The sequence below is a fragment of the Kaistella sp. CFF1-2 genome (genome assembly GCF_059509915.1).
Map to the genome: position 1 here is coordinate 352,977 of NZ_JCAKLF010000001.1, position 22,362 is coordinate 375,338.

General features: G+C 35.6%; 22 protein-coding genes. 8 read left to right on the forward strand and 14 right to left on the reverse strand.

The window, feature by feature from the left end; all coding sequences use genetic code 11:
* Nucleotides 1-88: 88 nt before the first annotated feature.
* Entirely contained in the window at nucleotides 89-2,926 is a 2,838-nt protein-coding gene (gene uvrA / locus AC5XHR_RS01640; RefSeq protein ID WP_495949033.1) for an excinuclease ABC subunit UvrA, read from the reverse strand.
* Nucleotides 2,927-3,177: 251 nt separating this feature from the next.
* Here uvrA and AC5XHR_RS01645 point away from each other — a divergent pair, with 251 nt between their 5' ends.
* The 3 genes from AC5XHR_RS01645 (at nucleotide 3,178) to AC5XHR_RS01655 (ending at nucleotide 5,992) form a co-directional block, all read left to right on the forward strand.
* Nucleotides 3,178-4,056 (forward strand): universal stress protein, encoded by an 879-nt coding sequence (locus AC5XHR_RS01645; protein WP_495949034.1) that lies wholly within the window; start codon nucleotides 3,178-3,180, stop codon nucleotides 4,054-4,056.
* Between the two features lie 93 nt (nucleotides 4,057-4,149).
* Nucleotides 4,150-4,953, forward strand: a complete 804-nt coding sequence (locus AC5XHR_RS01650; protein WP_495949035.1) for a S1/P1 nuclease — start codon at nucleotides 4,150-4,152, stop codon at nucleotides 4,951-4,953.
* A gap of 172 nt (nucleotides 4,954-5,125) precedes the next feature.
* Nucleotides 5,126-5,992: a sigma-70 family RNA polymerase sigma factor gene (locus tag AC5XHR_RS01655; protein ID WP_495949036.1), complete on the forward strand. Its 867-nt coding sequence runs from the start codon at nucleotides 5,126-5,128 to the stop codon at nucleotides 5,990-5,992.
* Nucleotides 5,993-6,052: 60 nt separating this feature from the next.
* Here the strand turns inward: AC5XHR_RS01655 and AC5XHR_RS01660 are convergent, their stop codons facing one another.
* The gene (locus tag AC5XHR_RS01660; protein WP_495949037.1) at nucleotides 6,053-6,649 is read right to left on the reverse strand and encodes a Crp/Fnr family transcriptional regulator; all 597 of its coding nucleotides are present in this window, start codon (nucleotides 6,647-6,649) and stop codon (nucleotides 6,053-6,055) included.
* A 117-nt stretch (nucleotides 6,650-6,766) separates the two neighbouring features.
* Here AC5XHR_RS01660 and thrS point away from each other — a divergent pair, with 117 nt between their 5' ends.
* The 4 genes from thrS (at nucleotide 6,767) to rplT (ending at nucleotide 10,335) form a co-directional block, all read left to right on the forward strand.
* Nucleotides 6,767-8,704 (forward strand): threonine--tRNA ligase, encoded by a 1,938-nt coding sequence (gene thrS, locus AC5XHR_RS01665; protein WP_495949038.1) that lies wholly within the window; start codon nucleotides 6,767-6,769, stop codon nucleotides 8,702-8,704.
* A gap of 109 nt (nucleotides 8,705-8,813) precedes the next feature.
* The gene (gene infC, locus AC5XHR_RS01670) at nucleotides 8,814-9,344 is read left to right on the forward strand and encodes a translation initiation factor IF-3 (RefSeq protein ID WP_495949039.1); all 531 of its coding nucleotides are present in this window, start codon (nucleotides 8,814-8,816) and stop codon (nucleotides 9,342-9,344) included.
* Between the two features lie 325 nt (nucleotides 9,345-9,669).
* Nucleotides 9,670-9,867 (forward strand): 50S ribosomal protein L35, encoded by a 198-nt coding sequence (gene rpmI, locus AC5XHR_RS01675; protein WP_495949040.1) that lies wholly within the window; start codon nucleotides 9,670-9,672, stop codon nucleotides 9,865-9,867.
* A gap of 123 nt (nucleotides 9,868-9,990) precedes the next feature.
* Nucleotides 9,991-10,335: a 50S ribosomal protein L20 gene (gene rplT / locus AC5XHR_RS01680; protein ID WP_495949041.1), complete on the forward strand. Its 345-nt coding sequence runs from the start codon at nucleotides 9,991-9,993 to the stop codon at nucleotides 10,333-10,335.
* 73 nt (nucleotides 10,336-10,408) lie between these two features.
* Here rplT and hisIE read toward each other — a convergent pair whose 3' ends face one another.
* The 10 genes from hisIE to AC5XHR_RS01730 form a co-directional block, all read right to left on the reverse strand.
* On the reverse strand, nucleotides 10,409-10,996 hold the full coding sequence (gene hisIE / locus AC5XHR_RS01685) for a bifunctional phosphoribosyl-AMP cyclohydrolase/phosphoribosyl-ATP diphosphatase HisIE (RefSeq protein ID WP_495949042.1): 588 nt from the start codon (nucleotides 10,994-10,996) through the stop codon (nucleotides 10,409-10,411).
* A complete protein-coding gene (gene hisF, locus AC5XHR_RS01690; RefSeq protein ID WP_495949043.1) occupies nucleotides 10,993-11,745 on the reverse strand; it encodes an imidazole glycerol phosphate synthase subunit HisF in 753 nt (250 codons plus the stop codon). The genes hisIE and hisF overlap by 4 nt, the downstream gene beginning before the upstream one ends.
* Nucleotides 11,739-12,464: a 1-(5-phosphoribosyl)-5-[(5-phosphoribosylamino)methylideneamino]imidazole-4-carboxamide isomerase gene (gene hisA / locus AC5XHR_RS01695; RefSeq protein WP_495949044.1), complete on the reverse strand. Its 726-nt coding sequence runs from the start codon at nucleotides 12,462-12,464 to the stop codon at nucleotides 11,739-11,741. The genes hisF and hisA overlap by 7 nt, the downstream gene beginning before the upstream one ends.
* Before the next feature lie 3 nt (nucleotides 12,465-12,467).
* Nucleotides 12,468-13,049, reverse strand: a complete 582-nt coding sequence (gene hisH / locus AC5XHR_RS01700; RefSeq protein ID WP_495949045.1) for an imidazole glycerol phosphate synthase subunit HisH — start codon at nucleotides 13,047-13,049, stop codon at nucleotides 12,468-12,470.
* 1 nt (nucleotide 13,050) lies between these two features.
* A complete protein-coding gene (gene hisB / locus AC5XHR_RS01705) occupies nucleotides 13,051-14,145 on the reverse strand; it encodes a bifunctional histidinol-phosphatase/imidazoleglycerol-phosphate dehydratase HisB (RefSeq protein WP_495949046.1) in 1,095 nt (364 codons plus the stop codon).
* Nucleotide 14,146: 1 nt separating this feature from the next.
* Nucleotides 14,147-15,169 carry a histidinol-phosphate transaminase gene (gene hisC, locus AC5XHR_RS01710; RefSeq protein ID WP_495949047.1) on the reverse strand — a complete coding sequence of 341 codons (1,023 nt, stop codon included), beginning with the start codon at nucleotides 15,167-15,169 and terminating at the stop codon, nucleotides 14,147-14,149.
* A complete protein-coding gene (gene hisD, locus AC5XHR_RS01715; RefSeq protein WP_495949048.1) occupies nucleotides 15,162-16,457 on the reverse strand; it encodes a histidinol dehydrogenase in 1,296 nt (431 codons plus the stop codon). Before hisD ends, hisC begins: the two co-directional genes overlap by 8 nt.
* A 10-nt stretch (nucleotides 16,458-16,467) precedes the next feature.
* Nucleotides 16,468-17,325, reverse strand: a complete 858-nt coding sequence (hisG, locus tag AC5XHR_RS01720) for an ATP phosphoribosyltransferase (protein WP_495949049.1) — start codon at nucleotides 17,323-17,325, stop codon at nucleotides 16,468-16,470.
* 280 nt (nucleotides 17,326-17,605) lie between these two features.
* Nucleotides 17,606-18,667 (reverse strand): glycosyltransferase family 4 protein, encoded by a 1,062-nt coding sequence (locus AC5XHR_RS01725; protein WP_495949050.1) that lies wholly within the window; start codon nucleotides 18,665-18,667, stop codon nucleotides 17,606-17,608.
* Nucleotides 18,668-18,688: 21 nt separating this feature from the next.
* Complete coding sequence (locus AC5XHR_RS01730; RefSeq protein WP_495949051.1) at nucleotides 18,689-19,660, reverse strand: WaaS/CpsH family glycosyltransferase; 972 nt, start codon at nucleotides 19,658-19,660, stop codon at nucleotides 18,689-18,691.
* Nucleotides 19,661-19,779: 119 nt separating this feature from the next.
* Here AC5XHR_RS01730 and AC5XHR_RS01735 point away from each other — a divergent pair, with 119 nt between their 5' ends.
* Nucleotides 19,780-20,535: a lipopolysaccharide kinase InaA family protein gene (locus tag AC5XHR_RS01735; protein ID WP_495949052.1), complete on the forward strand. Its 756-nt coding sequence runs from the start codon at nucleotides 19,780-19,782 to the stop codon at nucleotides 20,533-20,535.
* A 3-nt stretch (nucleotides 20,536-20,538) separates the two neighbouring features.
* Here the strand turns inward: AC5XHR_RS01735 and AC5XHR_RS01740 are convergent, their stop codons facing one another.
* Both AC5XHR_RS01740 and AC5XHR_RS01745 read right to left on the reverse strand, forming a co-directional pair.
* Nucleotides 20,539-21,504, reverse strand: coding sequence for a glycosyltransferase family 9 protein (locus AC5XHR_RS01740; RefSeq protein ID WP_495949053.1), 966 nt, complete (start codon nucleotides 21,502-21,504; stop codon nucleotides 20,539-20,541).
* Nucleotides 21,505-21,548: 44 nt separating this feature from the next.
* A complete protein-coding gene (locus AC5XHR_RS01745) occupies nucleotides 21,549-22,361 on the reverse strand; it encodes a 2,3,4,5-tetrahydropyridine-2,6-dicarboxylate N-succinyltransferase (RefSeq protein ID WP_495949054.1) in 813 nt (270 codons plus the stop codon).
* Nucleotide 22,362 lies beyond the last annotated feature (1 nt).

Here is a 22,362-nt window from a genome sequence, read left to right on the forward strand (position 1 = left end):
CTTTCTCATCCTAATCCACAACAAATTTAGTTGTAATCATGAAATCCTACTACAGGAAAAACACCTTTTTTAGGGCTTTATTTGAAATTTAATTCATTTCTTTCTTCAAGAATTTCCCTGTTAATGATTTCTTACTTTTTATAATATCTTCTGGAGTTCCTTGAGCAATGATTTGTCCACCATGTTTTCCACCTTCCGGACCAACATCAATAATATGATCTGCTAATTTTATGACATCCATATTATGCTCAATAATAATGAATGAATTTCCTAAATCAACCAAACGATTAATCGCTTCCATCAGGATTTTCACATCCTCAAAATGCAGTCCAGTTGTTGGTTCATCCAAAATATAAAGCGTATTTCCAGTTGCTTTTTTAGCTAATTCTGTTGCTAACTTAATTCGCTGCGCTTCCCCACCCGACAAGGTTGTCGATTGTTGACCTAACGTTACATAACCTAAACCAATTTCTTGTAAAGTTTTCACTTTAGCGAATATTTTTGGAATCGGTTGGAAAAAATCTACCGCTTCATCAATCGTCATTTCCAAAACATCTGAAATCGATTTTCCTTTATAACGAACTTCCAAGGTTTCTCTGTTAAAACGCTTTCCATGACACGTTTCGCAATGTACATAAACGTCTGGCAAGAAATTCATTTCAATAACTTTTAACCCGCCTCCTTGACAGGTTTCACAACGTCCACCTTTCACATTAAATGAAAAACGACCAGGCTTGTAACCTCTAATTTTCGATTCTGGAAGTTCAGAAAACAAATTTCGAATATCCGTAAACATTCCCGTATACGTTGCTGGATTTGATCGTGGAGTTCGACCAATAGGCGTTTGATCAACATCAACAATTTTGTCGATATTCTCTATACCTTCAATTTTCTTGTATGGTAACGGCTCTTGAACGGCTCTATAAAAATGTCGGTTCAAAATAGGATACAACGTTCCATTAATCAAAGAAGATTTTCCACTACCTGAAATCCCCGTAACAACAGCTAATAACCCCAATGGAACTTCTAAAGTAACATTCTTTAAATTGTTTCCAGAAGCACCTTTAAGAACAATTTTCTTCCCGTTTCCTTTTCTTCTTTCCTTCGGAATTTCAATATTTTTCTTGCCGTTTAAATACTGCGCAGTAATTGTATCAGCTTTTGTCAAATCTTTTGGTTTCCCTTGCCAAAGCACTTCTCCACCAAATTTTCCTGCTTTTGGACCAATATCTAAAACTTCATCCGCCTCCAAAATCATGTCTTTATCGTGCTCAACAACCAAAACGGAGTTTCCAATATCTCGTAGATTCTTAAGCGAATTAATCAAACGTTCGTTATCTCGTTGATGTAAACCAATACTCGGCTCATCCAAAATATACAATACATTTACTAATTGCGAACCAATTTGCGTCGCCAAACGAATCCTCTGTGATTCGCCTCCAGAAAGAGTTCTCGAACTTCGGCTTAAACTTAAATAATCCAAACCAACATCTAAAAGGAATTGCAAACGAGTAGAAATTTCTTTCAAAATTTCGTAGGCAATAATTTTATTTTTTTCGGAAAAACTCCCTTCAACTTCCGCTAACCAATCTTTGAAATCAGCTAAACTTAATGCGCTAACTTCGGCAATATTTTTTCCGTCAATTTTAAAACTTAAACTCGATTGTTGCAAACGAGCACCATGACATTCCGGACACGTTTCTTCCGTTGTATAACGTCTTTCAAGCAAAACTGCGTCGTAACTTTCCTTATCTTCAATCATTTCGCTGATGATTGAAATTAGTCCGTCGAAATTCAGTTTTACTTTCTTCGAAATCCCAGCATACGTTAAATCCTTCGTAAATTCTTTATGAATTCCGTTGTAAATAAAATCCAATGCTTCTTTTGAAATTTTCTCAAACGGAGTCGATAAATCCAAACCAAAAGTTTCTAAAATTAATTTGATTTGAGCGACAATCCATTTGTTTGATTTAATATCTTCCAAAGGCAACAAAGCACCATTACTGATGGATAATTTACCATTTTCGACAAAATAATCTGGATTCACTCGCTTGATCGTTCCCAAACCTTTACAATTCGGGCAACTTCCTTTGGGTGAATTAAAAGAAAACGTATTCGGCTCTGGAACCGCCATGGACATTCCTGTATCGTCGTCCATCAAATTTTTAGAAAAATACTCCACTTCGTCATTCCCCATAATTTGGATTCCAATCGTCCCCTCGCCCATTTCCATGGCTGTGCGAAGGGACTTCTCCATGCGGGTTTCTGTTGCGTTTTCGCCAATAATCCAGCGATCAACCACAATATCAATATCGTGGGTTTTATATCGGTCAAGCTTTAAATCGTATTCAATATCTTGTAATTCGCCATCAATTCTAGCTTGAGAATAGCCTTTCTTCGCCATTTGAACGAACAATTCATGATAATGTCCTTTTCTTGCTCGAATAACAGGCGAAAGCAACAACACTTTTTTTCCTGAGAAATTGGTTTTGATGATTTCTAAAATCTGCTCTTCTGTATAACTAACTAGTTTTCTTCCTGTTGTCAAGGAATACGCGTCCGAAACTCTTGCATATAACAATCGCAAAAAGTCATACAATTCCGTAATGGTTCCAACTGTAGAACGTGGATTTTTATTCGTTGTCTTTTGTTCAATGGCAATTACGGGAGAAAGTCCATCAATTTTATCAACATCAGGTCGTTCCAAACCACCTAAAAACTGTCTTGCATAAGCTGAAAACGTTTCAATATATCGTCTTTGCCCTTCTGCAAAAATCGTATCAAAAGCCAAAGATGATTTTCCGCTTCCCGAAAGACCAGTAATGACCACCAATTCGTTTCTAGGAATGCGAACATTGATATTTTTAAGGTTATGTTCGCGAGCGCCATAAACCTCTATATATTCTTTATTTTCAGTATTTTTCATGAGAATTTCTCCTACCTGCTTCAGTTAAAATTGAAACGTGCAAATTTACGAATTTCTACCAAGAAAACCTTTCATTCTTAATTTAAAATCAGAAATATCCTACCCAAAGTATCCTAATTTTTATCATTTTTAAATTCAACTAAACTTTTCGTCGAATTCCGTTAAAATTACTACCTTTAGAGAAGATTTTAAATACAGAAAGCCCTTTGGCCTAAATTATTTTCTTAAAAATTCAAAACCCTGTTAGTGATATGAAAAAAATACTTTTTCCAACCGATTTTTCTGAAACTGCCAACAATGCCTTTATTTATGCTATTCATCTTGCAAAAAGTTTGGAAGCCGATTTAATTGTCTTGCATACGTTTGAACGACCTGTAATTTCTAGTTTACATGGTGGTCGCCCCGAACTTTTGGAAGACGTTTACACCAGCATCGAAATGAACCAGTTTGATCATTTTAAAGCTGAAGTTCCCAAAATGCGTGAAATAGCCGAAAAATATAATCTTCAAGATACAAACATGTCGTTTGTTTTCGAGAATGGCTTATTAGTGCATGTCATTAAAAACATTGTACGTAAGGAAAAAGTAGATCTTATCGTGATGGGAACCAGCGGTGCGAGTGGATTTTTGAAAAAATTCTGGGGAACCAACACCGTAAACACCATTCAAGCTTTGAATGTACCGGTTTTAAGTGTTCCGCATTATGCGAAATTCCATTCAATAAAAAATATCGGATTAACAACAACCTTTAAAGAATCAGACAAGCCAATTGTTGCTGCCGTTTTGAAAGCTGCAGCTTATTATGATGGAAAAGTAAAATGCTTGCATCTTATGGAATACAGCGGAAATATGGACCGTAAGCAAGCAGACGCGGATAAACATATTAAAGAATGGACTCAACTTTTTGACAATCCAAGGTTGGAATTTTTTGTTGAAAAAACAGACGATATGAAAAAATCCGTAATTCAATTTGTAGCTAACGAGAATATCGATATGCTAGTTGTTGTAAAACGAAATCTAAGTTTCGTAGATTCCATGTTCTACTCTAGTTTGAGTAAAATGCTCGCAACGACCGTAACCATACCACTTATGATCGTTCGTGAACCTGGAAATAAAGTTAAAGACCACTAAATACAAAAGCTTTCTAAATTTTAGAAAGCTTTTGTGTGGATAAGTTAAAATAAGATTCATCTAAAATACATTTTGAAAAAGTATCTTTGCGCTATGAAATCATCACATTCTTTTATTACAAAACTAGCGTGTTTATCGCTATTAGTAAGTCATATATCGGTTTTCGCTTGGGGATTAACAGGCCACCGTGTGATCGCTGAAATTGCAGAAAATCATTTAAGTTGCAAATCAAAAAGACAAATCAAAAAGCTTTTAGGAAAAGAAAAGTTGGCTTATTGGGCAAACTGGCCAGACTTTATCAAATCGGATACAACTGGAGTTTGGAAAGAAGCTGGTGCTTGGCATTACGTAAACATTGAACCAAGTGCAGACTTCAAAACTTTTGAAACCGAGTTAAAGAAACAAGCTGGACCAAGTTTGTACAATCAATTATATGTTTTGCAAAGCAAACTAAAGAACAAAAACTTACCTGAAAATGAGCGTAAAAATGCTTTGGTATTTGTTATTCACATGATGGGTGATCTTGCACAACCAATGCACACGGGAAGAGCTGGGGATTTGGGTGGTAACAAAATTCAAATGACGTATTTTGGAGATAAAACTAACTTACATTCACTTTGGGACGGAAAACTAATTGATTCGCAAAAATATAGTTATACCGAATATGCGAAGCTTTTGGATATCAAAACCAGAAAAGAAAGAAAAGCGATCCAAGCAGGAACTTTGGAAGATTGGCTTTTTGACTCTCATAAAATTGCGAATAAAATTTATGCGCAAACCCCAGCCGATTCTAAATTATCGTACGATTATCAATATAAATTCAATGATACGATGGAAAGACAATTATTGTACGGAGGATTGCGATTGGCTAAATTCTTAAACGACACTTTTAAATAAAGAGATTCAACTAATGAAATACACAATAGGTTTAGAAACACATATGTTCTTAAACCTATTTTTTTTTGCTTAAAATCATAAAATTTCAAATAAAAGTGGATCAAGTGTAACCTTTTGGCAATTCTCATCGTATATATAATTGTAGCCCTACAAATAAAGGGTGAATTTGTACATGAGACAGTTAAAGATTACAAAACAGGTTACCAACAGGGAAACCGCATCGCTTGACAAGTATTTGCAGGAAATCGGTAAAGTAGAATTGATTACTGCGGATGAAGAAGTAGAATTGGCTCAACGAATTCGCGCCGGTGATAGAGCCGCTCTTGAGAAATTAATTAAAGCGAACCTTCGTTTCGTAGTTTCCGTATCTAAACAGTATCAAAACCAAGGACTTTCCCTTCCTGACCTTATTAATGAAGGTAACTTAGGATTGATGAAAGCAGCAAAAAGATACGACGAAACTAGAGGTTTCAAATTTATCTCATATGCGGTATGGTGGATTCGTCAGTCTATTTTACAAGCTCTTGCAGAGCAGTCAAGAATTGTAAGATTGCCTTTGAACAAAATTGGATCAATCAACAAAATCAACAAAGCGTACGCCCACTTAGAGCAAGAAAACGAAAGACCGCCATCTCCAGAAGAATTGGCAGAAGTGCTTGACATGAGTGAGGAAGACATCAAGGAATCCATGAAAAATAGTGGTAGACACTTATCTATGGATGCGCCGCTTGTTGAAGGTGAAGACTCTAACTTGTACGACGTATTACGTTCCGGAGAATCTCCAAGTCCAGACAAAGATTTGATGCTAGAATCTCTTCAAATTGAGATCGAAAGAGCATTACAAACATTAACTCCAAGAGAGGCAGACTTAGTGAGATTGTATTTCGGATTGAATGGAAAACACCCAATGACTTTAGAAGAAATTGGTGAAACATTCGACCTAACGAGAGAACGTGTTCGTCAGATCAAAGAAAAAGCAATCAAAAGATTGAAACACAATTCCAGAAGCAAGATCCTAAAATCTTATTTAGGAAAATAATTGAATACGGTAAAAATGCAAAGCAGAGCTCACAGCTCTGCTTTTTATATGATTTGAATTTTAAATTTTCCCTGGTTTAAAATTCTTTTTAGCTAACTCTTTTCGTACTCGGCTTAAACTTTCTGGTGTAATTCCCAAGTACGAAGCCACCATCCATTGCGGAACTCGAAGCATAATATCCGGATACATTTTCACAAATTTCAAATAGCGTTCTTCGGCTGTATCCGATAAAAGTGAATTAATACGATCTTGCAGAGCGCGAATATGTTTATGAAGCAATAAATCATTATTATCCACCGTTTCAGGAAATTTTTCATGCATTTCGTTAAAGAAATCAGGTTTTAACATCCAAACTTCAGAATCTTCTGTTGCGTCTATAAAATATTTGGATTTTTCGTTAAAATACATTGAGGAACGATCTCCGATTAACCAATTTTCTGGAGCAAACTGAACAATATGCTCTTTCCCTTGTTCATCAATGGAATACATTCGCAGCAAGCCTTTCTCTACAAAAACATTGTCATGACAAATTTCCCCTTCACGAAGCAAAAATTCACCTTTTTTAATCTTTTTAAGATGGTAATGTTGTTCGCAAGAAACAATTTGATCTACAGGAACTCCCAACACTTTAGAGAGATAATTCGAAATATTAACCACAGTATATACTTTGTTGTGCTACAAATTAAATAAATAATCGGTGAACAATCAATTATTTGAGGCAGATTATCTATAATTTTCGTATTTTTGCACCTTATAAAACAATTTGAGAAACGTATGATCAAAATCACACTTCCAGACGGAAGCATCAAGGAATTTGAAAAAGCGGTAACTCCGCTTGAAGTAGCAAAATCTATCAGTGAAGGTTTGGCGAGAAACACCATTTCTGCAATCGTAAACGGAACGCAAGTGGAAGTCACGACACCAATCGAAGAAGATGCCACGGTTCAGTTGCTTACCTGGAATGATGATATGGGGAAAAAAGCATTTTGGCATTCATCTGCCCACTTGCTAGCTCAAGCGATTCAGGAATTTTATCCGGAAGCGAAACTAACCATTGGTCCTGCAATAGAAAATGGTTTTTACTACGATGTTGATTTTGGAGATGAATCTTTAAGCGAAAAAGATTTCGAAAAAATCGAAAAGAAAATGATTGAGAATGCGAAAAAAGATTCCACGTTCCAATTATATCCCGTTTCTAAAGCGGAAGCGCTAAAAACGTATGCTGGAAACCAATACAAAACCGAACTAATTGACAACCTAAACGACGGAGAAATTACGTTTGTAACCCATGATAACTTCACCGATTTATGTCGTGGTGGTCACATCCCAGCAACAGGAATTGTAAAAGCAGCTAAAATTTTGAACGCTGCCGGTGCCTATTGGAGAGGAGATGAAAAAAATAAGCAGCTTACTCGTGTTTACGGAATCACATTCCCTAAGCAAAAAGAATTGACGGAATATTTAGAAAGATTAGAGGAAGCAAAAAGAAGAGATCACAGAAAATTAGGTAAGGAACTGGGAATTTTCACTTTTTCAGAAAAAGTTGGCCTAGGATTACCATTGTGGCTACCAAAAGGAGCTTCACTAAGAAAGAAATTAGAAGATTTCCTTTCTAAAGCTCAGAAAAAAGCAGGGTATGAATTCGTTATGACTCCGCATATTGGAGCTAAAGAATTGTACATCACCTCTGGACACTGGGATAAATACGGAGAAGATTCTTTCCAACCGATTAAAACCCCAAATGAAGGTGAAGAGTTTTTGCTAAAACCAATGAACTGTCCGCACCACTGCGAAATTTACAAAGCGCAACAATGGTCGTACAGAGATTTACCAAAAAGATATGCAGAGTTCGGTACCGTGTATCGTTACGAGCAGTCTGGTGAGTTGCATGGGTTGACTCGAGTTCGTGGATTCACTCAGGATGATGCGCACCTTTTCTGTACTCCAGATCAGCTTTTGTCTGAGTTTGAAAAAACAATTGATTTGGTTCTTTATGTATTTGGTTCTTTAGGATTTGAAGATTTTACAACGCAAGTTTCTTTAAGAGACCCTGAAAACAAACAAAAATATATTGGTAGTGATGAAAACTGGGAGAAAGCAGAAAATGCAATTATCACAGCCGCAAAAAATAAAAATCTAAAAACAGTAGTAGAATACGGAGAAGCCGCATTCTACGGTCCGAAATTGGACTTCATGGTGAAAGATGCTCTAGGAAGAAGCTGGCAGCTTGGAACCATCCAAGTAGATTACAACCTACCAGAACGTTTTGATCTTTGGTATACAGGAAGCGACAACGAAAAACACAGACCTGTGATGATTCACAGAGCGCCGTTTGGTTCTATGGAACGTTTCGTTGCAATCTTGCTAGAAAACACTGCTGGAGACTTCCCATTGTGGTTAAGTCCAGACCAATACATCATTTTGCCAATCAGCGAAAAATATGTAGACTACGCAAAAAAAGTTTCTCAATTATTAGAAATTAACGATATTAGCGGTCTAGTTGACGAGCGAAACGAGAAGACAGGAAAAAAGATTCGCGATGCCGAGTTAAAGAAAATTCCATTTATGTTAGTTGTTGGTGAAAATGAAGAGCAAGATGGTACGGTTTCTGTTAGAAGACGTGGTGAAGGAGATTTAGGCGTAATGAAAATGGATGATTTTGTTACGTACTTTAAAAAAGCAGCGGAAACAGGATTTGAATTTAAAGGATAGAAAACCAAATTCGTCCAAAAAAAAGCGAGAAAATCTCGCGACAAAATAGAAGTTAACTTTAAAATATAAAACAATAGCACAGAAATTTAGCAGTAGAGGAAGAGGACCAATGCGTCGCCCTGTACAAGAAGATTTACATCAGATTAACGACAAAATCCGAGCGAAAGAAGTTCGTTTGGTAGGTGATAACGTTGAGCCAGGAGTTTATCCATTAGCGAAAGCACAGCAAATTGCAAAAGAGCAAGAATTGGATCTTGTGGTAATCTCTGACAAGTCGGAGCCGTATATCACACGTATCTTAGATTATAAAAAATTCTTGTACGAGCAGAAGAAGAAACAAAAAGAGCTTAAAGCAAAACAAGTAAAAGTGGTGGTTAAGGAAATCCGTTTCGGACCTCAAACTGATGATCACGATTACGAGTTCAAAAAGAAGCATGCTGAAAAGTTCTTGGAAGAAGGTTCTAAACTAAAAACCTACGTTTTCTTCAAAGGTCGTTCTATTGTCTTCAAAGATCAAGGAGAAATTTTACTTTTGAAACTTGCTCAAGAACTAGAGCACGTTGGTAAGGTAGACCAACTTCCAAAGCTTGAAGGGAAAAGAATGATTATGATGATGAGCCCTAAGAAGCCAGCGAAATAGTTTTCGCACCCTCAAAGTAAAGCTTAAAAAACAGTATAAAATAAGAGATTTTCTGTCGAGAATCTCTTATTTGCATGCATACGAAAAGACTTTTATAGGTTTATCTCTATGAAAGGCTTCAGATTGCGGAATTTTTTGTAATTTTGCAGTCTGTTATGCGTAAGGGATAGTAGCGGTTACCCCACAATGAGCTGCGAAGCAGCGAAATGAGGAGTATAAGCGAATAGCCCGGTCTCGAGCGAGCGAATGAAACGAAGTGGAATGAGCGAACGAAGAGATACACCCAAAGAAAAATATTGATAACAAAACATAAAAAAGCAGAACAATGCCAAAATTAAAAACGAAATCAGGTGCTAAGAAACGTTTTGCTCTAACCGGAACAGGTAAGATCAAAAGAAAAAACGCTTACAAAAGCCACATATTGACTAAGAAAGAAACGAAGCAAAAGAGAAATCTTACGCAAACTTCTTATGTTGCTAAAGTGGACGAGAAAAGTGTACAACGTCAATTAGCAATAAAGTAGTTTTTATAACCTTATATCGGTTTATAAGAATTCGAAAAACAAATTCACAATTTTAACCCTGAATTGGAGCCCAAAAGAATGTTGAAATATAACATCGCACAATTCAAAAAAACAATTTAAATTATGCCAAGATCAGTAAACGCTGTAGCGTCTAGAGCGCGCAGAAAAAAAGTGCTAAAACAAGCTAAAGGTTTTTTCGGTAGAAGAAAGAACGTTTGGACTGTAGCTAAAAACGCGGTAGAAAAAGCAATGCAATATGCTTACCGTGGTAGAAAAGAGAAGAAAAGAAACTTCAGAGCTCTTTGGATTACCAGAATTAACGCTGGTGCTAGAGAACACGGAATGTCTTACTCTCAGTTCATGGGAGCTCTTAAGAAAAACAACATCGAATTGAACAGAAAAGTTCTTGCAGACCTTGCAATGAACCACCCTGAAGCTTTCAAAGCTGTTGTAGATCAAGTAAAATAATATCAACTTTTTGTTATCAATATAAAATCCCAAGCCTTTGGCTTGGGATTTTTCTTTCGACTACGTTTGAAAATTATTTCGATCGACTTTTCAAAACGGCTTCAATATCTTCCAGTTGAAAGCCTTTGGCTTTCAATAAAATCAAATAATGATAGAGCAAATCTGCTGCTTCATTAACAAATAAATCATCATTAGAATCTTTGGCTTCGATAACCAATTCTACAGCCTCCTCGCCTACTTTCTGTGCAACTTTATTCATTCCTCTTTCAAACAAGGAATACGTATATGAACCGCTTTCTTTGGTGTCAATTTTCTTAGAAATCGTTTCTTGCAAATCGTACACAAAACCTTTGGTTTCCTTTTCGCCAAAACATGAAAAACTTCCCGTATGACAAACCACATTCGTTGGCTTTACCTTAATCAATAAACAATCATTGTCGCAATCAATTTGAATGGATTGTACCCAAAGAAAATTACCCGACCTCTCACCTTTCGTCCACAATCTATTTTTAGTTCGGCTAAAAAAAGTGACTTTTCCTTCTTGTTCCGTTTTGTCAAATGCTTCCTGATTCATAAAGCCTTGCATAAGCACTTGCAACGTTACCGAATCCTGAATAATCACAGGAACAAGACCATTTCCTTTATCAAAATTTATATTCATCGTACTGGGATTTCTTGTTTTTTTAAATAGGTTTTTAATTCTGGAATTGGGATTTCGGAAAAGTGAAAAACACTCGCTGCCAAAGCTCCCGTTGCTTTTGTCTTTTCAAAAACATCTTGAAAATCTTCCTTAGAACCAGCACCACCCGAAGCAATAACTGGAATAGAAACCAAATCAGCAACTTGTTTTGTAATCTCCAAATCAAAACCCGCTTTAGTTCCATCTGCATTCATGGAGGTTAATAGGATTTCACCCGCACCCAAATTTTCAATTTCTTTCGCCCATTCAAGGGTTTTCAACTCGGTTGCTTCTCTTCCACCTTTTACATGAACTAAATGAACGCCGTTAACTTCTTTGGTATCAATAGCCACTACAACGCATTGTGAACCAAATTCATTTGCTATATCTTGAATCAATTGCGGACTTTTCACCGCCGATGAATTGATACTGATTTTATCGGCACCGGCTTTTAGTAGTTTGGAAACATCAGAAATAGATGAAATTCCACCACCGACCGTAAAAGGAATACTTAATTCAGCAGAAATTTTCTCAACCAAATCCACTAAGGTTTTTCTATTTTCAACCGTCGCTGTAATATCCAAAAACACCAATTCGTCAGCACCTTGCTCTTCGTAGCGTTTTGCCAATTCGACAGGATCGCCCGCTTTAACAAGGTTTATAAAATTGACTCCCTTCACCGTTTCACCATCTTTGATATCCAAACATGGAATAATTCGTTTTTTTAACATAACTCTGAATTCAATTTCTGGAGTTCTTGCATCGATATTTTTCCTTCATAAATAGCTTTTCCAATGATGGTTCCGAAACACCCGATTTCTTTCATTTTAACTACATCAGCAGCATTCGAAATTCCGCCACTTGCAATTAATTTCGCATTGGTTTTCTCTAAAATTTCTTCATAAAGTTCCGTCGAAGGACCAGCCAACATGCCATCTTTAGCGATGTCAGTACAAATGACCGTGTTCAAACCATTCTTTTGATAGGATTGAATAAATTCAACTACATCCAAATCGCTTTCTTCCAACCAGCCTGAAGTTTTGATAATTCTATTTAAACAATCCGCACCCAAAATCAGTTTCTCAGAACCGTATTCCGTTAGTAACTGCAAACAGAAATCTCGATCTGAAACTGCAATAGATCCAATGGTAATTTGATTCGCTCCCGAATTAAAAGCCAATTCAACATCCGACTTGGATTTAATTCCACCGCCAAAATCAAGTTTTAAATTCGTATTGGAAGCAAGACTTTCCAAAACTTTAGCATTAACAATATGCTTTGCTTTGGCGCCATCCAAATCAACCAGATGCAAATACTGAATTCCAATATCTTCAAAGGCTTTCGCCACTTCTAACGGATTTTCATTATAGACCTTTTGTGTTGCGTAATCGCCTTTCGAGAGCCGAACGCATTTACCATCAATAATATCAATTGCAGGAATTATTTTCATAGTTTAAAGTTTTAAAAAATTTGACAAAATTTTTACCCCTATACCACTCGATTTTTCGGGGTGAAATTGAGTTGCATAGAAATTATCTTTTTGTAAGGCAGCACTGTATGGCAAAATATAATCGCATTTTGCAATTGTATACTTTGACAATTCACAGTAATAAGAATGTACAAAATAAACATCTTCAATTTCTGAAACGCCTTTAAACAAAGGAGATTCTAAATCAAAGACGGTATTCCATCCCATATGCGGAATAATTCCAGAACTCGGAAAACGTTTAACATTCACGTCAAAAATTTTCATGCCAATGGTATTTCCTTCTTCAATTTGATTACACATTAATTGCTGTCCCAAACAAATTCCTAAAACGGGTTGTTTTAAGTTCGGAATCAGTTGATCTAAACTTTTTTCTTTGAGGAAATTCATCGCTGAAGATGCTTCACCAACACCCGGAAAAATAACTTTATCTGCCGATTTAAGTTCTTCAAAATCACTTGTAATTATAGGTTCAGTTCCTAAACGTCGTAACGCATTTCGCACCGAAGCAACGTTTCCTGCGTTGTATTCAACTATCGCTACTTTCATATTATAAACTTCCTTTGGTTGAAGGCAAATTAAAATTAGAATCCGTTTGTGCCACCGCCATTTTTATCGCTTTTGCAAAAGCTTTGAAAATGCTTTCAATCTTGTGATGCTCGTTCTCGCCTTTTACTTTGATGTTGAGATTCGATTTGGAAGCATCTGTAAACGATTTAAAAAAGTGGAAAAACATTTCTGTGGGTACATCGCCGATTTTTTCACGTTGAAATTGCGCATCCCAAACCAACCAAGGTCGTCCGCCAAAATCAATGGCTACTTGCGCCAAACACTCGTCCATAGGCAGCAAAAAGCCGTAACGCTCAATTCCTTTTTTACTTCCTAAAGCCTTTGCAATAGCTTCTCCCAGAACAATCGCAGTATCTTCAATCGTATGATGTTCATCGACTTCCAAATCGCCTTTGACATTAACTGTTAAATCCAAATTTCCGTGACGCGCAATTTGATCCAACATATGATCAAAAAAGGATAAACCGGTGTTGATATTTGCGACTCCTTGACCATCCAAATTCACTTCAAGATCGATTTCCGTTTCTTTTGTTTTGCGAGAAACCTTTGCTTTACGAGGTTGAGCTTTCAAATATTGATAAATTTCTGTCCAAGAATTTGTCGTCAATTCCGCATCTGAATCTTCTTCATTTGTAATAAAAATAGCTTTTGAACCTAAGTTTTTTGCTAATTGAATATCTGTCTTTCGATCGCCAATAACATACGAATTAGCCAAATCGTAATTTCCATAAATGTATTTTCCCAAAAGTCCAACTCCAGGTTTTCTTGTAGAAAGATTTTCACTCTCAAAACTTCGATCAATAAAGATATCTTGAAAAATGATACCTTCATTTTCAAATGCTTGAAGCATTTTTTCTTGAGGTTTTATAAAATCTGCTTCAGGAAAACTTTCCGTTCCCAAACCATCTTGATTGGTTACCATCACCAACTCATAATCCAATTCGCGAGCAATTTTGGCTAAATTCTGAAAAACACCTTGCAAAAACTCCAGTTTCTCTAAAGAATCCACTTGAAAGTCTGTTGGTGGTTCTACAATTAAAGTTCCATCACGATCGATAAATAGTACTTTTTTCATATTACAATTGGCTAAGTGTTTTGATTAATTGGTTATTTTCTTCTTCCGATCCGACGTTGATTCTCAACGCGTTTGGAATGCTCGGAAATCGTTTGCTTGTCAAAATTTTAGATTCAACAAGTTTTGAATACAAGTTTTCACAGTTAGAAAACTCAACTAAGAAAAAATTGGCATCTGATGGATAGATTTTTGTCACACAAGAAAGCTTTTCTAGTTCTGCTTTTAGCTTTGCTTTCTCTGATTTTATTTTTTGAATATTAGCTTGTATTTCTGCTTCATTTTCTAGCAACTCAAGAGCCGTTTGAAGATTCGCATTACTCATGTTATAAGGAGACTTCACAGTTTGAATAAGTTGGGTTATAAAAGGCGAGGCAACTGCCATTCCTATTCGTAAACCTGCCATTCCATATGCTTTTGAAAGTGTTTTTAACACTATTAAATTTGGAAAGTCATTGAGATAATTTAATGCCGATTCTTTATCCGAAAATTCTACATACGCTTCGTCTACAACTACAATTCCCTTAAAATTTTCGACATAATAGCGAACATCCGAAATGGAAATTCCTGTTGGATTGTTTGGCGTACATAAGAACAAAACTTTTGCTTTTTGATTCTTTAATTTAGATTGAAATTCTTCTTTCTGTAAATCAAAACTCTCATCCAAATTAAGTTTGATCACAGGGTTTTCATTCACTGCAGCATAAAACTCATACATCGCAAAAGAAGGATTCAGAACAGCAATGGCATCTTTTTGAGGAGAACAAAAAATATTGATAATCAAATCAATCAATTCATCACTTCCATTCCCTAAACTCAATTGATTACTTGAAATCGAGTTGATTTGTGCTAATTTCTCTTTCAACTTCTTTTGTGTAGAATCCGGATAACGATTGTACGTGCCAAAAGGATTTTCGTTAGCATCCAAAAAGACGTAATCATCACATTCTATTGAATCACGAAAACTGATGTAAGGCTTCAAAGCCAATATGTTGGGGCGAACCAAAGATTCAATTGTCTTAGTCATTGTTTTGATTTAAGTAGTTTAAACGAACCGAAACTGCATTTTTGTGCGCAAATAAACCTTCAGCTTCAGCCATAATCTCAATTGTTGAACCAAGATTTTGAATTCCTTTTTCTGAAATCGTCTGAAACGTTATTTTCTTCACAAAACTATCGACAGAAACGCCGCTATATTGTAACGCATTTCCATTCGTCGGTAAGGTGTGATTGGTTCCACTAGCGTAATCACCGGCACTTTCACAAGCAAAATTACCCAGGAAAACAGAACCCGCATTTTCAATTTTTGAAATAAATTCCTCTGGATTTTGAAGCGCTAAAATTAAATGTTCTGGTGCGTATTGGTTACTCAAATCAAACGCATCATCCAAATCGGCGACCAATACAAAACGACTATTAGTTAAAGCCTTTTCAGCGATTTCCTTTCTTGGTAAGCTTAAAACTTGCTTTTCCACTTCATCAATTGTCTCCTCCAAAATAGAAATTGAATTCGTAAGAAAGATAACTTGACTATCAGGTCCATGCTCCGCTTGAGACAATAAATCAGCAGCACAAAATTCGGGAACAGCCTGTTCATCAGCAATAACCAAAACTTCACTTGGACCAGCAGGCATATCAATGCTTACTCCCATTTCCGTAGCAAATTTTTTTGCTGCAGTTACGTACTGATTTCCTGGGCCAAAGATTTTATACACCTTGGGAAGCGTTTCCGTTCCTAAAGTCATCGCCGCAATTGCTTGTCCTCCACCCACTTTAAATATTTGAGTAACGCCACATAATTTCGCAGCATATAAAATTGCTGGGTTAATTTTCCCATCTTTTGAAGGAGGTGTACAAAGGATAATTTCTTTGCAACCCGCAATTTTAGCTGGAATCGCAAGCATTAAAACGGTAGAAAATAAAGGCGCGGAACCTCCAGGAATGTACAATCCAACCTTTTCAATGCCACGAGATTCTCTCCAGCAAACAATGCCTGGACTAGTTTCAACTTTTTCTGACGCTTCCGCTTGACCTTGGTGGAATTTTTGAATGTTTTGTTTCGCAACTTGAATTGCCTTTTTCAAATCAGAACTAATTAGCGTTTCCGATTCATCTAATTCATCTTGGCTAACAATTAAAGAGTCAATTTCAACTTGATCAAACTCTTTGGTTAATTCTCTCAAAGCGGTGTCTCCGTCTTTTTCAACGCGTTCAAAAATATTCTGAATAGAAAATTTTAAACTGACTTTTTCCAAAGTCGGCCTTTGGACCAAGTCTGGCCAAAGCGCTTTTGCAGGTTTTGTATATATTTTCATTGTGTTTTTTTTAAATAACCATTTTCGAAATTGGGATAATCAAAATATCTTGCGCTCCAGCATTTTTTAATGCGTCAATCACTTCCCAGAATCGATCTTCTTCAATGACAGAATGAATACTGCTCCAACCTTCTTCAGCCAAAGGAATTACGGTTGGACTTTTTAAAACAGGAAGAACTTTAGAAACCGAGTTAATCTTATCATTGGGAACATTCATCAAAATGTATTTGGTGTTTTTCGCTTTCAAAACGGAATCTATCCGAAAAACCAATTGGTTCAAAATAGAATTTGCTTCTTCAGATAAATTTGGATTTTTGGCGAGAACAGCTTCCGATTTTAAAATGGTTTTGGTTTCTCGAAGACCATTCTTAAAAAGCGTACTTCCCGAACTCACGATATCACAAATACCGTCTGCTAATCCCATATTCGGAGCTATTTCAACAGAGCCAGAGATGTAGTGAATCTCTGCTGAAATTTGATTTTCTTTTAAGAATTTTGAAAGCGTATTCGGATAAGAAGTTGCAATTTTTTTATTTTGGAAATAGGAAATATCATCCGTTTCCACTTCTTTAGGCACAGCAAGTGAAACTTTGCATTTTGAAAACCCCAATCGAACCACGACATCAATATCTTTTTCCTTTTCGATGAGCAAATTTTCACCGAGAATAGCGACATCAACAACGCCATCTGCAACATACTGAGGAATATCTGAGTTTCGAAGAAAGTAAATCTCCAAAGGAAAATTGGAAACTGCAACCTTAAGTTGATCTTTGCCGTTGTTGTAGTCGATTCCGCAATCTTTTAGCAATTGCAATGATTCTTCATAGAGTCGACCACTTTTTTGAATGGCAATTTTTAATTTACTCATGTTTTTTATTTTAAAATTTGATCTGAGTAAATCCTTTTTTCAACCTTATTTAAAAGAAAAAAACCGTCTTTACTCAGACGGTTTTCTATTATTTTTTTGTTCACTTTAAAACAACACAATACATTCCGTCCTTTAGATAGAATGATGATGATGAATTAAAATTGTTGAAATCATTTTCCGATTATTTGATACAAATGTAGAAACATTTTTGAATTCCACAAATAAAAATGTGAAAAATCTCTAATTTTATAATAGTTACTAGATAATTATATAAATCACATTACGAACGATAACATGCTAAATATTCTTTCGCAGCACGATCCCAGTTAAAAAAATCAGCACGTTCAATTAATTTTCTTTGATAAAATTCTTTCTGATTTTCAAATTGGTTTAAACCATTTTGTAGAACATTTTTCATAGAAACAGGATCAAAGTCGTCCCAATAAAAAGCGGCATCGCCACCAATTTCGGGTAACGAAGCTCGATTCGCAAGAAAAACGGGTTTTCCAAACTTCATTGCTTCAATAGGCGGCAGTCCAAAACCTTCTTGCAACGAAGGAAAAACAAAAGCCAACGCATTTTTAATGTAAAACTGCTTGCCTTCATCTGAAACTCGACCTGTTAAAAAAACACGATTTTGTAAACCTAAATTTTCAATCTCTTGTTGAACTTGAACGCCGTAGTCTTTCTTGTTATTTCCAGAAATAATCAAATACAAATCTGGAATTTCCTTCATCATTTTAATCAACGAAATAAAGTTCTTCTTAGGAAGGAAGTCTCCAATAGAATACAAAAATGGTTTATCTAAAGGAACAATTGGTTTAAAATTCTCTGTAGAAAGCAATTCTGAAATTGGATTTCCGTTGAAAATAATTTTTTCTTCAACATTGGGAACGTCAAAATATTGATGCGTATGGTCTTTTGCAAACTGCGATATATACGTAATCAGATCCGCTCTTTTCAGTTTATTTTTGAAAAGTTCGACACGTTTTTTATCCTTTCTACCTGTGCCTTCTGCAAAATTGACATCATGAACGGTTAAAATATATTTCTTCTGTTTGAAAAATGGTTCTACTGCAATATTTTGGTTCATACAATGCCACACATCATACACCTTTTTTGGACGAAACAACGCTAATCTTTGCAATTCCGAGTAGGCTGAATATTTAAATCGATTTCCAAACTCTTCAACAATGGCATCCTTACGCTTTAAATTCACATAAAAATCAAGATCGGACGTATCCATCTTCGCAAAAGACTTGAGTAAAGAGTGGTTAAAAACTCCAAATCCGCTCGACAGATTTTTAAGATTATGTGTTTCTAAAAGAACTTTTTTTGACATAAATTTTGAATCTAAAAAAAATTAAATCACTACTTTTTTGTGAATACTCAAAAGAGTCTCACACCAATGTTCAAGCGTATATCGATTGTAAATTGATTCTGGAATTGGCTCATATTTCCCATCCAAAAACAATTTTGGAATAACGATTTTTTCGACATCTTCAATCACAAAAATATTTTTAGGATTATAGAAGTCATAATTTACAATATCTATGTTGTTGGTGATCATTTTTTTCTGATACGACATTGCTTCATACACTCTAAAACTCAAGCCTTTTTGTGCATATTTTCCTTTACTTAAAATATCCAAAACGATCTCCGAATTTTGAATATACTCACCCACTTTTTCGAAACACAAAGAGTCCGAAAGAAACTCGATTTCTTTTGCAAAACCCGCAATAGGTTTGGCTTTCATCTGAATTAAAAACGGATACCCTTTCAGTTGCTGAGCAATTCGATCTAGAATTTTCAATCGATAAAAGTCCTGATTCAAAATTGTATAAGCTTTATATTTAAATTGCTGATTACTAATTTCCGTTTTCTCTTTATAATTGAAGTTCGGAAGAAACTGTAATTCCTCCCGTTTAAGCGCATCAATACGGTCAAAAGTTAAAAGTTGATCAAAAATCGTGGTGTGAAAACTCGTAATTTTCTTACGTTTTGCCGAATCGTAATTCCATCCCACCAAAATGTTTGTTGAATTCCGAATTTTAGCCAAAAGTTTGTTATTGTATTCACCAGGATTTACAATCAAAGTAAAATCCTGATTACCTTTGATAAGCTTACTGATTTCTGCATCACGGTTTTCCTTTTTCAAGTTTTTGCTTAGAAATGTTTTCGCAAAAAAATTCTTCGATTTAAAGAGAATATTTCGATGCGGAAACTGATACAAAGTTGAATTGATAAAATGCACTTCATGCCCTTGCTTCTCCAGGAATTTTGCAATTTCACCAACATAACCCCAAATATCAAAACCTAAAATGGTTATCTTCATTCTTTTTCAATTTCGATTCATCACACAGCACTAATGTTGCTGCAGTATTCAAGCAAAAATAACCAAATTTTAATGCTGAGAAGCTTTTAAATTGCTATTTTTGAAAAAAATTCTGGAGAATGGGTTTGCAAGTCAGTCAATTGTATGAAAAAAATCGAAAAGAGATAGAAAGAATCATTCATTCTTTTGAAAATGAAGGCGAAGATTTTGTCATTGGAAACCGAAACAAACTGAAATTATTTGATTTGAATGGTGAAAAAATCAACGTCAAATCTTTTAAAAAACCCAATCTCGTTAATCAAATTGCGTATAAATATTTCAGAAAATCCAAAGCGCAACGTTCTTTTGAATATGCCGAAATCCTTTTAAATAAAGGCATTAAAACGCCAAAACCCATTGGCTATTTTGAAAACTTTGGAGCTTTTGGAATTAAGGATAGTTACTATGCATCTGAGCAACTAAAAGCCAATTTCACTTTGCGAGCGTTAGTAGATGATGATCAGTTTCCGGATTACGAAAATATCCTTCGAAAATTCACCCAGTTTACATTTGACCTGCATCAACAAGGTATTGAATTTAAAGATCATTCTCCTGGCAATACATTAATCGTGGACAAAGGTGACGGAAATTATGATTTCTATTTGGTTGATCTTAACCGAATGACGTTCCATTCCGATATGACTTTTGAGCAACGAATTAAGAATTTGGGCCGACTTACACCCCATCAAAAAATGGTAAAAATAATCAGCGACGAATATGCAAAATTGTATAAAATGGATGCTGAAACCTTTTTCGATAATTTCTGGGAAGCAACGTGCAAATTTCAGTATCGTTTTTTCAGAAAAAAGATTCTAAAATCGAAGCTTAGGAAATAATACTTAATTGATCTTATCCGAAAGCCACTGATGCAGCTTTTCTTTGAACAATTCGGGTTTTAAATCTGCGTACAATTCTGAACTTGCAATATAATCGTGGACGTGAATTGATGTATTTTTTACACCATCTTCCGCCCAAGCCCACGTTTTTTTATCCACATACGGAGCGAAAATTCCAAAAGTTGGAATTCCTAACGCTTTTGAAACATTGGTTGCACCACCTTCATTACCCACAAGAACTTTACAAAAACTTGTTACCGCAATAAATTCACGAAGATTCTTCGTATCAAAATCCAATACAATTTTACTTTTCGTTTCCGTATTTAAAGATTCAAATAACGTTTTGAAATCCTCTTTTTGCGAAGGCAAATAATTGCATAAAATTTGAACATTGGAAAATTGAGCAATATCTTCCAAAACATCTTTCATAAAAGGATACGTCTTTTCTGGCGTACTTCCAAAAGTAGAAATCATCGCAATTGGTTTTGAAAAATCAACTCCAAATTTTTGCAAAAGCAGTTTTGCATTTGACTTTTCTTCTTCAGACAAATAAATCTTCGGAAAAACCTTAGAAAACGTGATTCCCAAAGGCTCTAAAACTTGTTGGCGATGTTCAATTGCTAGTGCCGTTTCTTTAGAAATTGGCTCTTTCTTACGCGAAACAGGATGAGTATACAGAAATGACAAATATGATTTACGATATCCCGACGTTTTTTTAACGCCCGATAATTTGGACAAAAGTGCCGTTCCAATTTTGCTGTAAACATCAACAATAGCATCGTATCTTTGATTTTTAATGAACTTTAAATTAGCTGAAAACGAATCTTCAAAAAGTACGAGTTGATCTATTTCAGGATTATTTTTCAAGATATCTTGATGTTTTTTGTCAATCATGAAATGCAATTCAGCATCAGGAAACTTTTTTCTCAACAAGGTAAAAAGAGAGGATGCAACCAGTACATCCCCCATAAATTTTTTCTGTATAACTAAGATTTTCATCCAATAAAAATCAATTAAACTGCTACGTTATTATCACGCAAAGCATCGTTCAACGATGTTTTTTTATCAGTAGATTCCTTTCTTTTACCAATAATCAAAGCACATGGAACTTGGTATTCTCCAGCAGGAAATTTCTTCGTATAAGAACCTGGAATAACGACCGATCTCGCAGGAACTCTTCCTTTAATTTCAACTGGCTCATCACCTGTCACATCAATAATTTTAGTAGATGCAGTTAAAACAACATTTGCGCCCAAAACCGCTTCTTTTTCGACGTGAACACCTTCCACAACGATACAACGAGAACCAACGAAAACGTTATCTTCAATAATAACTGGCGCTGCTTGAAGCGGTTCTAAAACCCCACCAATACCAACACCACCGCTTAAGTGAACGTCTTTTCCGATTTGAGCACAGCTACCCACCGTTGCCCAAGTATCAACCATCGTTCCTGAATCTACGTATGCCCCAATATTCACATACGAAGGCATCATAATTACACCCGAAGCTACAAAACTTCCTTGTCTAGCGATTGCATGAGGTACTACTCTAACACCTTTCTCTGCGTAGTTTTTCTTCAATGGAATTTTATCATGGAATTCAAAAGGTCCAACTTCAATGGTTTCCATTTTTTGAATCGGGAAATACATTACAACGGCTTTCTTCACCCATTCGTTTACTTGCCATCCGTTTTCTGTAGGCTCAGCAACACGTAATTCTCCTAAATCTAATTTTGCAACGACTTCTCTAATTGCCGCTTTACTATCTTCATTTTGTAGCAAGTCACGGTTATCCCAGATTTGCTCGATTGTTTGTTGTAATGACATT

Coding starts and splice junctions, on each gene's coding strand:
- uvrA (WP_495949033.1), bottom strand. CDS start 2,926: ATGAAAAATACTGAAAATAAAGAATATATAGAGGTTTATGGCGCTCGC.
- AC5XHR_RS01645 (WP_495949034.1), top strand. CDS start 3,178: ATGAAAAAAATACTTTTTCCAACCGATTTTTCTGAAACTGCCAACAAT.
- AC5XHR_RS01650 (WP_495949035.1), top strand. CDS start 4,150: ATGAAATCATCACATTCTTTTATTACAAAACTAGCGTGTTTATCGCTA.
- AC5XHR_RS01655 (WP_495949036.1), top strand. CDS start 5,126: ATGAGACAGTTAAAGATTACAAAACAGGTTACCAACAGGGAAACCGCA.
- thrS (WP_495949038.1), top strand. CDS start 6,767: ATGATCAAAATCACACTTCCAGACGGAAGCATCAAGGAATTTGAAAAA.
- infC (WP_495949039.1), top strand. CDS start 8,814: ATGCGTCGCCCTGTACAAGAAGATTTACATCAGATTAACGACAAAATC.
- rpmI (WP_495949040.1), top strand. CDS start 9,670: ATGCCAAAATTAAAAACGAAATCAGGTGCTAAGAAACGTTTTGCTCTA.
- rplT (WP_495949041.1), top strand. CDS start 9,991: ATGCCAAGATCAGTAAACGCTGTAGCGTCTAGAGCGCGCAGAAAAAAA.
- hisIE (WP_495949042.1), bottom strand. CDS start 10,996: ATGAATATAAATTTTGATAAAGGAAATGGTCTTGTTCCTGTGATTATT.
- hisF (WP_495949043.1), bottom strand. CDS start 11,745: ATGTTAAAAAAACGAATTATTCCATGTTTGGATATCAAAGATGGTGAA.
- hisA (WP_495949044.1), bottom strand. CDS start 12,464: ATGAAAATAATTCCTGCAATTGATATTATTGATGGTAAATGCGTTCGG.
- hisH (WP_495949045.1), bottom strand. CDS start 13,049: ATGAAAGTAGCGATAGTTGAATACAACGCAGGAAACGTTGCTTCGGTG.
- hisB (WP_495949046.1), bottom strand. CDS start 14,145: ATGAAAAAAGTACTATTTATCGATCGTGATGGAACTTTAATTGTAGAA.
- hisC (WP_495949047.1), bottom strand. CDS start 15,169: ATGACTAAGACAATTGAATCTTTGGTTCGCCCCAACATATTGGCTTTG.
- hisD (WP_495949048.1), bottom strand. CDS start 16,457: ATGAAAATATATACAAAACCTGCAAAAGCGCTTTGGCCAGACTTGGTC.
- hisG (WP_495949049.1), bottom strand. CDS start 17,325: ATGAGTAAATTAAAAATTGCCATTCAAAAAAGTGGTCGACTCTATGAA.
- AC5XHR_RS01725 (WP_495949050.1), bottom strand. CDS start 18,667: ATGTCAAAAAAAGTTCTTTTAGAAACACATAATCTTAAAAATCTGTCG.
- AC5XHR_RS01730 (WP_495949051.1), bottom strand. CDS start 19,660: ATGAAGATAACCATTTTAGGTTTTGATATTTGGGGTTATGTTGGTGAA.
- AC5XHR_RS01735 (WP_495949052.1), top strand. CDS start 19,780: ATGGGTTTGCAAGTCAGTCAATTGTATGAAAAAAATCGAAAAGAGATA.
- AC5XHR_RS01740 (WP_495949053.1), bottom strand. CDS start 21,504: ATGGGGGATGTACTGGTTGCATCCTCTCTTTTTACCTTGTTGAGAAAA.
- AC5XHR_RS01745 (WP_495949054.1), bottom strand. CDS start 22,361: ATGTCATTACAACAAACAATCGAGCAAATCTGGGATAACCGTGACTTG.